Here is an 11,631-nt window from a genome sequence, read left to right on the forward strand (position 1 = left end):
GATACGTATATCCAGGAGTTTTCGGTTTCAAAAGAAAGAAGGAAGGGAAACTACCCTTCCCTCTTCAACTATCATTTTAACTAACTCATATTAGTTAGCTGGTTGTAACCACCATTTATGAGCATTATAGAATGGGTTTCTTGAATGGAACTCATAACCTTGTAATTCTTCCGGCATAGCACGGAATTCTTCAGGATAATACAAGAATGTGTAAGCTTGATCTTCTACAAGAATATTGTATAGTTCTTTGTGAATCTCTTTGTACTTCTCAATGTCAGTAGTTTGTCTTGCTTCTTCCATTAACTTGTCAGCTTCTGGATTACTATACCAAGTCATGTTTAAGCCTTCTTCAGCTTGTGAAGAGTGGAAGATATCATATTGGTCAGGGAATGTTGATAATGCCCAACCAAGAATCATAGCTTCATACTCCCAGTTTGGAGCTGAGATTTGCTCGATGAATGCAGACCATTCAACGATTTCAGGTTTTGCTTCTACACCAATTTCTTTAAATTGTTGTTGTAATACTACAGCGATATCTTCACGGATTTTGTTACCTTGGTTCGTTTTGATAGAGAATGACATTTCTTTACCATCTTTATCTACGATACCGTTTCCGTTCGTATCTTCCCATCCAGCTTCTTTAAGTAATGCTTTTGCTTTTTCTAAATCATACTCAAATTGTGGTACATCGTCATTGTAAGTCCACATTAATGGGCTGTCAGGAGCAGTAGCTGGTTGACCCGCGCCATTCATGATGCTTTCAACGATTGCTTCTTTGTTAACTGCATGTGTAAATGCTTGACGAACTTTCTTGTCTTTGAATCTTTCATCTTTTTGGTTGAAACCTAAGAATGTATAAGATAATGCTAAACCATTTTCAACTTTAGTACCTTCGATAGTTTTAACTGTGTCAACTTCAGTTCCAGGAACTGCGTTGTACATGTCGATTTCACCAGCTTGTAATGCAGCAACTAGTGCGTTAGCATCAGCTACATAACGTGTAGTGATTGAATCTAAGTGTGGACGACCATCAAAATAGTCATCAAATGCTTCAACTTTTACATACTCTCCATCTTTCCACTCAACAAATTTGAATGGACCAGTACCGATTGGGTTTTTAGTATTGAACTCATTCTCGTGTAATGTAGCAGGATCAACATCACCTAAGATATGTTCAGGTAGTACAGAATAGCTCAAAGTTGTTGGGTAGAAAGTTACGTCTACTTTGTTTAAAGTAAATTTAACAGTGTAATCGTCGATTTTTTCTACTTTTTCCATGCTTTCAAAGTTTGATTTACGCTCAGAAACTACGTCTGGGTTTTTCATTAACATGTAAGAGAATACAACATCATCAGCTGTCATTTCTTCTCCATCATGGAATTTAACACCTTTTTTAAGTTTTACAGTATACTCTAAACCGTCTTCTGAAGGAGTGATTTCTTCAGCTAGGTCATTTGTTACTTCTAAATCTAAGTTAACTGTTACTAATCCATTGTAAATGAATCCTTCAATATCACTTGAAGCTGTATCAGTTGAGAAATATGGGTTGAATAATGTTGGGCTACCAGCAGATCCAACAACTAAATCTCCACCATCAACTGGCTCATTGCTTGGTTCTTCTTTTGCTGGTTCTTCCTTAGCTGGTTCTTCTTCTTTTTGTGTGTCAGTGCCAGCTTCTTCGCCGCCACCGCTACAAGCTGCTAAGAAAAGTGACATTACAAGTGTTAGGACTAAAAATAGCCATAAGCTTTTTCTTAACTTCACGTTTGTTTCCCCCTATCATTTTGTTAGAATTTTTAGTTTTTACTGCTTAAATTGATCCCTATAGGTGGCATCTCCTCCCTTCAAAGAATCTATATATATTCTGTGCCGTCACTTTTACTCGTAAAGGTGACATGCAACAAAATGCCCTTGTTTTACTTCTTTAAATTCTGGTACCAACTGGCGACAAATATCTGTGGCTGCCGGACACCTTGTGTGGAATACACAACCACTTGGTGGATTTGAAGGGCTTGGAAGTTCCCCCTTTAACACTATACGTTCCCTTTTGATTGCCCCTGATTTTTTAGGGACTGGAACTGCAGATAATAATGCCTGCGTATATGGATGAAGTGGTTCAGCATATAAATCTTCTTTATTCGCTAATTCCATCATCTTACCAAGATACATAACTCCCACTCTATCACTTATATGTCTTACAACACTCAAATCATGAGAGATAAAGATATAAGTTAGACCAAATTCTTCTTGGAGGTCTTCCATTAAGTTAATTACCTGTGCTTGAATTGACACATCTAGCGCTGATACTGGTTCATCAGCGATTATCAATTCAGGGTTCAAAGCGAGCGCTCTTGCAATCCCAATTCTTTGGCGTTGTCCTCCTGAGAACTCATGCGGATACCTGTTAATGAATGAAGCATTCAATCCAACTGTTTCCATTAATTCTTTTACTTTTTCTTCCCGCTCTTTAGCGGTATATAGATTATGAGTGATTAATGGTTCTTTAATAATAGAGCGTAAAGACTTTCTTGGATTAAGGGTTGCAAAAGGATCTTGAAAGACCATTTGAATATCTCTTCGTACAGTCTTTCTTAATTCATTTTCAGACATATGGGTAATATCTTTCCCCTTAAAGATGATCTTCCCATCGGTTGGTTCATACAACCGGATAATTGTTCTACCAGTTGTTGATTTCCCACAACCTGATTCTCCAACTAGTCCAATTGTTTCACCTTTTTTTATCTGCAAACTTATTCCATCTACCGCTTTAACATTTCCAACATTTCGTTGTAGTAGACCAGCTTTAATCGGAAAGTATTTTTTTACATCTTGAAGTTCAAGGATGATTTCACTATTTTCTTTCGAAGTATCAACCTTATTTTCTACGTTTGTTGAAATCATGCTTTTGCCCCCTCGTCGTCATATAAGAAACAGCGAACTGCTCGATCATTCCCCATTTGTTTTAGCTGAGGCGCTTCTGCAAAACAGCGATCAAATGCTTTTGAGCAGCGTGGAGCAAACCTGCATCCCTTTGGCATATTTTCCGGTGATGGTACATTTCCTTCAATTGACTGTAGACGTTCTATCTCACCTTCTATTGTAGGAATAGAATTCATGAGTCCAACTGTGTAAGGGTGAAGCGGTTCATCAAACAAGTCATCTACAGGTGATTGTTCCACAACTTGGCCCCCATACATTACAACGATCTTATCTGCTACTTCTGATACAACACCCAAATCGTGAGTGATTAGTAGAATTGAAGTATCAAATTTGTGACTTAAGTCCTTCATTAAGTCGAGAATTTGAGCTTGTATTGTCACGTCTAGTGCTGTTGTAGGCTCATCCGCTATTAGAAGTTTCGGATTACAACTCATTGCAATCGCTATCATGACCCTTTGGCGCATACCACCTGATAGGCGGTGTGGGTAATCATTTATTAATTCCGCTGCCCTTGAGAAACCAACCATTTCTAACATTTCAATTGCCTTTTTTGTACTTTCAGCTTTCGACATTTTTTGGTGATACATTAGTACCTCCGTAATTTGTTCTCCAACTGTTAGTACTGGGTTAAGAGATGTCATTGGTTCTTGGAATATCATTGAAATATCATTCCCACGAACCTTGCACATTTCAGCTTCTGATAAATCAACCAGGTTCTTACCATCTAAAATGATTTCACCTTCAACAATTTTCCCAGCTGGACTTGGCACTAATTTCATAATTGATAATGATGTAATACTTTTACCAGATCCTGATTCACCTACAATAGCTAGGGTTTCACCTTTATTTATTTTCAAATCAACGCCATCTACGGCAGGTATTACAGTTTTCTTTTTGTAGAAGTAGGTTTTTAGATTTTTCACTTCTAGTAATGTAGCCATAAAAACGGTTCACCTTCCTTACCGGAACTAAAAAGCAAGTTCACTCATTATTCAAAATATAATATCTTTAGTGAAATATCAACCAAAAAATTCTAGCAATCTCTTATTTTACCACAGTAAAGCTTTTAAGTGTCAAATATATAGAAATTATCTGACAAAAGAATCAACTAAATTTTATTACAGAAAGATTACAAATACAAGTCAATTTTTTAAATTAAGTTAATATACATCTTTAACAGAAAAGTGACTATTCTCCTAATCTATTTAAAATTCTATTAAAACTATGTCGAAATTGCAAGATAATTTTTATTATTTTTATTACTTTTTAGTGTAACTGTTGATATTATTAGTTTTTTTAAAGTAATATCTAAAATACACCTTTCAAGAAAACAGGGGATTTTGTTTTATTAGTATAATTCTTTAGTGCTAAAAAGCGTTACATTAATGAAATATAAAAATAAAAAAAGATCCATCACATTTTGTGATAGATCTAGCTAACGATTTGATTTAGGATTTAGCGCATCCTTCAAACCTTCACCTATAAAATTTATAGATAAAATCGTTAATGTTATTGCCAAAGCAGGCGGAATCCATATCCATGTTTTATTTTGAAGTACATCCGGCTGATTTGCTACTGAAAGCATATTTCCCCAACTCGGAACATCCTGCGGGATACCAAAACCTAAAAAGCTTAGTCCTGTTTCAGCAACAATCATACCAGCGAATAAAAGAGTTGCTTGAACGATAATAGTTGAAAAGACGTTCGGTAATAAATGCTTTACAATAATTTTCGCTGAAGAACAACCTATTGATTGTGCTGCTAAAATATATTCATTCTCTTTTTCTGCAAGAACCTTACTTCTAACGATACGTGCAACTCCACCCCAACTTAGCAGACTAATTACACCAATAAGTACCCAAACCCCTGATACTTTTCCAATTAAAATGGTATTGATAACAATAACAAATACGATGAATGGGAAGTTCAGAACAAAATCAGTAAAACGCATTAACATATTATCGATTTTCCCACCAAAATACCCTGCTACTGATCCAATAAATGTACCAAATGTTACAATTAAAATCGTACAGGCAACCCCAACTGTTAAGGAGATTCTTCCACCGTATAAAAGACGTGTAAATACATCACGCCCTGCGTTGTCCGTACCTAGCCAATGTTCGCTAGATGGAGATAAATTCATCTTTCCGATATCTACCTTTGTTACATCTGCCGTTGTAATAAACGGGGCTAAAAAAGAAATAATAGCAACAAAGATTAAAAAGATTAAACTCACCATCGCAAGCTTGTTCTTTACAAATTTTTTCCGAGCAATGGCCCATGGAGATAGACTTTTACGAGGCTTTATGTTTGCTTTTAAGCTAGTATTTGTTGCTGTTTCCATAAAACCATTCCTCCTAATCTAAACGAATTCGCGGATCTACGATACCGTACAAGATATCTGCGATTAAATTCCCTACAAGTGTTAGAGTAGATAAAAGCATAGTTAATGACATTAAAACTGTATAATCACGTTGACTTACTGAGTTTAAAAATAGACTTCCTATACCAGGATAGGTAAATATAGTTTCTGTAATAATCGCCCCACCGATTAACGCTGCTAAATCAAAGCCAAAAAATGTTACAAGGGGAATGATTGAATTACGAAGAATGTGTTTGTTATAGATAGTAGATTCCTTTGTACCTTTTGCACGTGCTGTTCTTACAAAATCCTTACGGCTGTTTTCAATTACATCATTTCGTAAAAATTGTGTATAAGATGCTGTACTAAACGCACCAAGTACAAGAGCAGGTAAAAGAACATGATGTAAACGACTCATATAATATGCAAATGTTCCTTCCATTAATCCAACCTCTGAAGATCCACCTGATGGAAACCATCCTAATTGGAATGAGAAAACATAGATTGCTACAATTGCGGCAACAAATGAAGGAATCGCTAATGCAAAATAATTCCCTCCGCTAATTACATGGTCACCCACTGTATAGGGTTTTCTTCCGGAATACATTCCCATAAAGAATGCTAGAATATACGTAATGATAAGTGCAGCTACACCTAATAGAAGTGTATTTGGAAGACGTTCTGCAATTACATCGATAACTGGCATTTTATAGCGTGAAGATGTACCAAATTCTCCTTGTACGAAATCAGATATCCAACGAATATACTGAATATGAATAGGGTCGTTATAACCAAGTTTTTCCCTCATTTCCTCAATATACTGAGGATCCGTGTTTGTTGGATCAATTTCTCCGCTTAGTGAGTCCCCTGGCATTAGTTTCGCCAAAGTAAACACAACGATGGAGATAAGGAGCAAAACTGGAATCATACCGAGTATTCTTCGAAGAGCAAACTTTAACATGGTCGATTCTCCTTATCTAGTATTACTTTAAAGTAGTATCAGTGGGCGAATCGCCCACTGATAGAACCATCACATATTATTTACCGTCAGTAACATACCACTTATGGAAATCACTTAATCCAGGTGCAGAAACATGTACACCTTGAACACGTTTGTTCATGCCCCATAAATCATAATATTCTACGATTGGAATAATAGGTAATTGTTCGTTCCATAATTGCTGCCATTCAACATAAAGCTCTTTACGTTTTTCTTGGTCAGAACCAACGATTGAAACATCAAGCGCATCTTCTAGCAATTGGTCGTTCTTATCATCTGTCCAACGAGTGAAGTTCCAAATGGCATCTCTTCCCCATAATCCAGATGGATCTGGGTCAGTTCCAGTTCCCCAAGTACCGAAGTGAACTTCCATATCCTTATCGTCTTTTTCTAACATATCGTAATAAAGGGTACCGTCGATTAATGCCCCTTTTGCAAATTCTGTTTTAATCCCAACTTCATTCCATGCTTGAACAATATACTTCGCACGTGGTTCGAATGTTGGGTTACTACCTGCGTAGTGAGCAAATTGAATAGAGAATTGCTCTCCATTAGGATCTTCTCTAAAGCCGTCACCATCAACATCTTTGTAACCAGCTTCATCTAATAATGTTTTTGCTTTTTCTGGATCATACTCATAATGAGTTAAATCTTCTTTATCAGCTGCAATCCAGTGCGCACTTGGTACTGGAGTGTCCACTACTTCACCTAAACCATTAAAGAATCCTTTAATCCATTCTTCACGGTTAAGTGCATGTACCAATGCTTGGCGTAATTGTAAGTTTTGGAATTTTTCATTATCCATAACGTTTTGTTCTTTTTCTGCATCCCAGTGACCGAATTTAAATCCGATGTAAGAATAAGAAAGGCCTAATACTTTTTCAAGATTAACATTATCTAATGCCGCAACCTGCTCGTAGTTTGAAGCGTGTACAGACATTACATCTACTTCTCCAGATTGAAGTACACCTGAAGTTAATGCTGCGTCAATTACTTTTACAACAACAGTATCTAGATTTGGCTTACCTTGATAGTAATCATCAAAGCGCTCCATCTCTACGGATTCACCTTGAACAATGTTCTTCACTTTGAAAGGTCCAAGCCCTACTGGGTTTTGACGAACTTGTGGTGAAGAAGCCATATCTTTAACAGCTACACCTTCAAAATGCTTTTCAGGCATTGGATATGTCCAAAGATTTTCTAAGTTGTTAACACGTGCTTTGTCAAAAGTAATTTCGATATTGTAATCATCAATTACTTTAATACCAGAAATACTCTCTGCTTTTCCATCATGGAATTCAGGAGCACCAACAATGTCTTTTACGTTCACATAACGTGGACCTGTATAATCAGGGTGTGCAATTGTTTCTAATGCAAATACCCAGTCATTAACAGTAAGTTCTTCACCGTTATGCCATTTTACACCTTCTTTGAAAGTGAAAGTATAGTGTTGGTTATCTTCTGTTTCCCAGCTTGCAATTCCTGGAATGTAATTTAAGTTGTCATCAGTTTGAATTAAAGATTCATTAAAGAACTGAATAATTTCAGAATCTGAAGCTTCTTCATAGAATGCCCATTCTAATAAACCTTGGAATTCTCCACCTAACGCATATGTTACTTTGCCACCTTGTTGTGGTTCAGTTGTTTTTTCCGCAGATTCTTTTTCCTCACCAGATTTAGAATCATTACCTCCACATGCTGCTAAAAATAAAGACATTACTAGCAACAGGGAAATCACAGACAATAGTGATTTTTTCATCTTTGTTACCCCCGTTTTGTGTTTGTTTTTCATGTAAGTATGAACTAGAATTTTTCATTTATCACCCTACTCGTTGTAGAGGTGACACGCTACTCTATGTCCTGGTTTCACCTCCTTTAAAGCTGGTTTTACTGCTCGGCATTCATCAGTTGCAAAAGCACAACGCGGATGGAATGGACAGCCAGTTGGAGGATTTGCTGGGCTAGGTACATCACCTTCTAAGATGATGCGCTCCTTCTTTCTTCTAGGGTCTGGATATGGAATCGCTGAGATTAGAGCTTTTGTATAGGGATGCAATGGTTCTGCATATAATCCATTTTTATCTGCAATTTCTACGATTCCACCTAAGTACATAACTCCGATTCGATCACTCATATGTTTTACAACACTTAAATCGTGAGCGATAAATAAGAACGTTAAATCAAATTCTTCTTGCAGTTCCTTCAATAAATTTAATACTTGTGATTGAACAGAAACGTCTAAAGCTGATACTGGCTCGTCCGCAATAATTAATTTTGGTCGTAAAGCTAACGCTCGGGCTATTCCGATACGTTGTCTTTGTCCACCTGAGAACTCATGCGGATATTTATAGTACGCATCCTCCGGAAGACCAACCTTTTTTAATAGTTCGATAATTTCGGGTTTTAATTCCTTAGACGATTTCTTGTAATAGTTCTTTATTGGTTCTGCTACAACATCCCCTACCATTTGCTTTGGATTTAAAGAAGCATATGGATCTTGGAACACCATTTGAAAGTCTTGGCGTATCTTTCTTAATGTTGTTCCGGCTAGATTCGTTATATCTTTACCATCAAAAATGATTTTTCCATCTGTTGGTTTAGTTAATCGTAAAATAGTACGACCTGTTGTCGATTTTCCACAGCCTGATTCACCAACAAGACCTAACGTTTCACCCTTAAGTATCTCAAATGATACATCATCCACTGCTTTTACATTTCCTACAGTTCTCTTAAAAAACCCGCCTTTAATAGGGTAATAGGTTTTGAGATTCTGAACTTCGAGCAAAACTTCATCTTTTCTTTTTTTCATTGCCTGGTTCATTTCTTATTTCACCTCTTCCATTGGATAACTTGTTTTGTAAAGAAGACAAGATACCTCATGGCCGCTCGCTACCTCTGCCAACTTAGGTGTAATTCGTTTGCATTCGTCTGTTGCCACTGGACAGCGTTCAGCAAAACGACAACCAACCTTTGGCATGTTCTTCAGCGAAGGAACTATACCTTCAATTGAACCTAATGTTTCTTCAACTTCTTCCATTTTAGGAATGGAATCTAATAGCATTTTTGTATACGGATGCTTCGGATTATAGAACAGCGTGTCGACATCAGTTCGTTCCACAATCTTCCCAGCGTACATCACGATTACTTCATCGCACATTTCCGCAACAACACCTAAGTCGTGTGTAATTAAAATAACGGACATATCATTTTTTTCTTGAATCTCTTTTAATAGATCAAGGATTTGTGCTTGGACTGTAACATCCAATGCTGTAGTCGGCTCATCCGCAATCAATAATTTTGGTTGACATGCAATTGCCATGGCAATCATAACCCGTTGACGCATTCCGCCCGATAACTGGTGTGGGTACTCGTCCACAATTTTTTCCGGCCTAGATATTCCGACACTCTGTAACAAACTGATACATCTTTCACGTGCATCCTGCTTTGAAATATCAAAATGATTAAGTAAAACTTCTGCTAATTGAAAACCGATAGTAAAAACAGGATTTAACGCTGTCATTGGTTCCTGGAAAATCATTGAAACATCTTTCCCACGAATTTTATTCATTTCAGATTCTGATAGATTCTCAATATTATTTCCTTGGAAAACAACTTCTCCGTCTGTAATTTCTCCGACCCCTACAGGTAGTAGTTTCATAACAGACATTGACATAACGCTTTTACCGCAACCTGATTCCCCAACAATTCCGACAATTTGGCGCGATTTAACACTAAAAGAAACACCGTCGACAGCATGATAGATTTGACCATCAATGTTAAAGCCTGTTTTCAATCCCTTTACTTCTAGCAAAGGTGCTTCCGTTTTTGTCTGATGCATAAAAACACCCCAGATTCTTCTAGATTAGTCAAAATTATTATGTAAATAGAATTTTATTACTATAATATTATAATTGCAAGACAATTTTTTATAATCAGAGTCAAAATCGTCTAAAATGTTGCAAAATAAGGTTTTATAATAAATTATCTATCAACTCAAATTATTTCAATATATTATAAAAATATATTATATTAGAATTTTCAAAAAACCTGTCTATACAACTTGATTAGAATAGTAATTGAAAACATAGTTAAATAGACTTACAATTAACTCGAATCTTGTATAAAGGGAAGTGTTGCTTTGATTATTAAAAAAAGAACTATTCCATTTGAATTGCTGCTCCTAAGATCCATCCAAGCACGAATGAATCAAATTATAACGCTCGAAAAAGGTTATCATGGAGAAAAGATGTTTGACCAGAAACTAGAAAAGCTCTCCGTAGAATGCCTCATCATTAATGACCTCCTACTTGAAACGGCCAATACCCACTACTAAATCGATTCTCTCCTTGTATCTCCGCCTAAAATTCACATTTTTGAAGTGAAAAATTTTGAAGGAGATTTCCTGATTGAAGACAACCGAATGCGACTAATCTCTGGTAAGGAGATTAAAAATCCCCTCATTCACCTATCACGTACCGAATCTCTCTTTCGGCAATTGCTCTAACAGCTCGGTTATAACCAAAAAGTAGAGGCTCATCTTGTTTTTATTAACCCGGAATTTTACCTCTACGGAGCATCCCCCGACCTACCAATTATTTTTCCATCACAACTTGGACGATTTATGAATCAATTAAATTCACAGTTTTTCAAATTAGCAGGGAAACACCATGCACTAGCGGAGAAACTCATGGAATTGCATGTAAAAGATTCACCTTTTTCACTGCTGCCAGAGTATAGTTTTGATGGATTGACGAAGGGGATATTGTGTGAGGGGTGTGGTGAATTTGATTCAGGATTCACTACAACATTAACATGTAAGAAATGTGATTTTGTTGAAGATAAAGAAGCTGCAATCTTGCGGAGTACAGAGGAGTTCAGTTTACTTTTTCCACAAATGAAGATTACTTCAGGGATTATTTTCGAATGGTGTAAAATTATAAGATCAAGGGCTGTCATCCAAAGAGCACTTGCAAAATCCTATCAATCTTGCTCATCCAAAAAAGGGACATACTATATATAAAAAAATAAATAGTGCAATATGAGGAAAATAAGATAAGAGCTTTCCCTGTTTCTTTCAAAAGGGGACTCTTATCTTTTTTATTTTGTGGGGTTTATATTTGTATGATACGATTCCATTTTGAATCAAGGGTATTCTTTGACTTTTCCCTGTTTTATCCAATAGTACAGTCTTATGCGCTGCTGATACTTGGACTTTTTCCTACTTTATCCAAAACCGGTGGTTTATTCGCTTCTTATGCTTGGACCTTTTCCTGTTTTATCCATAACCCCTGTCATATCCGCAACTTATACTTGGACATTTCCCTGTTTT

At 36.5% G+C, this 11,631-nt stretch carries 11 protein-coding genes; 3 read left to right on the top strand and 8 right to left on the bottom strand.

All coding sequences use genetic code 11. The features are described 5' to 3' along the window. Nucleotides 1-90: 90 nt before the first annotated feature. The 8 genes from ACR65M_RS11460 to ACR65M_RS11495 all read right to left on the bottom strand — a co-directional run bounded on the left by ACR65M_RS11460 (nt 91) and on the right by ACR65M_RS11495 (nt 10,140). Nucleotides 91-1,764, bottom strand: a complete 1,674-nt coding sequence (locus ACR65M_RS11460; RefSeq protein ID WP_341332340.1) for a peptide-binding protein — start codon at nt 1,762-1,764, stop codon at nt 91-93. 114 nt (nt 1,765-1,878) lie between these two features. Beyond that, nucleotides 1,879-2,901 (bottom strand): ABC transporter ATP-binding protein, encoded by a 1,023-nt coding sequence (locus ACR65M_RS11465; protein WP_341332341.1) that lies wholly within the window; start codon nt 2,899-2,901, stop codon nt 1,879-1,881. Continuing rightward, on the bottom strand, nt 2,898-3,881 hold the full coding sequence (locus ACR65M_RS11470; RefSeq protein ID WP_440273359.1) for an ABC transporter ATP-binding protein: 984 nt from the start codon (nt 3,879-3,881) through the stop codon (nt 2,898-2,900). Before ACR65M_RS11470 ends, ACR65M_RS11465 begins: the two co-directional genes overlap by 4 nt. Nucleotides 3,882-4,375: 494 nt before the next feature. After that, entirely contained in the window at nt 4,376-5,284 is a 909-nt protein-coding gene (gene opp4C / locus ACR65M_RS11475; RefSeq protein WP_440273360.1) for an oligopeptide ABC transporter permease, read from the bottom strand. A gap of 13 nt (nt 5,285-5,297) precedes the next feature. Then, nucleotides 5,298-6,263, bottom strand: coding sequence for an oligopeptide ABC transporter permease (gene opp4B / locus ACR65M_RS11480; protein WP_440273361.1), 966 nt, complete (start codon nt 6,261-6,263; stop codon nt 5,298-5,300). A gap of 76 nt (nt 6,264-6,339) precedes the next feature. Further along, entirely contained in the window at nt 6,340-8,061 is a 1,722-nt protein-coding gene (gene opp4A / locus ACR65M_RS11485; RefSeq protein WP_440273362.1) for an oligopeptide ABC transporter substrate-binding protein, read from the bottom strand. A gap of 66 nt (nt 8,062-8,127) precedes the next feature. Further along, nucleotides 8,128-9,123: an ABC transporter ATP-binding protein gene (locus ACR65M_RS11490; protein ID WP_440273363.1), complete on the bottom strand. Its 996-nt coding sequence runs from the start codon at nt 9,121-9,123 to the stop codon at nt 8,128-8,130. A 3-nt stretch (nt 9,124-9,126) separates the two neighbouring features. Next, nucleotides 9,127-10,140, bottom strand: a complete 1,014-nt coding sequence (locus ACR65M_RS11495; protein ID WP_341332345.1) for an ABC transporter ATP-binding protein — start codon at nt 10,138-10,140, stop codon at nt 9,127-9,129. A 300-nt stretch (nt 10,141-10,440) separates the two neighbouring features. On the opposite strand from ACR65M_RS11495, the gene ACR65M_RS11500 reads away from it, so the two are divergent. The 3 genes from ACR65M_RS11500 (at nt 10,441) to ACR65M_RS11510 (ending at nt 11,322) form a co-directional block, all read left to right on the top strand. Further along, on the top strand, nt 10,441-10,635 hold the full coding sequence (locus tag ACR65M_RS11500; RefSeq protein WP_440273364.1) for a hypothetical protein: 195 nt from the start codon (nt 10,441-10,443) through the stop codon (nt 10,633-10,635). Then, the gene (locus tag ACR65M_RS11505; RefSeq protein WP_440273387.1) at nt 10,636-10,806 is read left to right on the top strand and encodes a nuclease-related domain-containing protein; all 171 of its coding nucleotides are present in this window, start codon (nt 10,636-10,638) and stop codon (nt 10,804-10,806) included. 117 nt (nt 10,807-10,923) lie between these two features. Beyond that, the gene (locus ACR65M_RS11510; protein ID WP_440273365.1) at nt 10,924-11,322 is read left to right on the top strand and encodes a hypothetical protein; all 399 of its coding nucleotides are present in this window, start codon (nt 10,924-10,926) and stop codon (nt 11,320-11,322) included. Nucleotides 11,323-11,631: the final 309 nt, after the last annotated feature.

The organism is Ferdinandcohnia sp. SAFN-114 (assembly GCF_059415045.1).

Coding starts and splice junctions, on each gene's coding strand:
- ACR65M_RS11465 (WP_341332341.1), bottom strand. CDS start 2,901: ATGATTTCAACAAACGTAGAAAATAAGGTTGATACTTCGAAAGAAAAT.
- ACR65M_RS11470 (WP_440273359.1), bottom strand. CDS start 3,881: ATGGCTACATTACTAGAAGTGAAAAATCTAAAAACCTACTTCTACAAA.
- opp4C (WP_440273360.1), bottom strand. CDS start 5,284: ATGGAAACAGCAACAAATACTAGCTTAAAAGCAAACATAAAGCCTCGT.
- opp4B (WP_440273361.1), bottom strand. CDS start 6,263: ATGTTAAAGTTTGCTCTTCGAAGAATACTCGGTATGATTCCAGTTTTG.
- opp4A (WP_440273362.1), bottom strand. CDS start 8,061: ATGAAAAAATCACTATTGTCTGTGATTTCCCTGTTGCTAGTAATGTCT.
- ACR65M_RS11490 (WP_440273363.1), bottom strand. CDS start 9,123: ATGAACCAGGCAATGAAAAAAAGAAAAGATGAAGTTTTGCTCGAAGTT.
- ACR65M_RS11495 (WP_341332345.1), bottom strand. CDS start 10,140: ATGCATCAGACAAAAACGGAAGCACCTTTGCTAGAAGTAAAGGGATTG.
- ACR65M_RS11510 (WP_440273365.1), top strand. CDS start 10,924: ATGAATCAATTAAATTCACAGTTTTTCAAATTAGCAGGGAAACACCAT.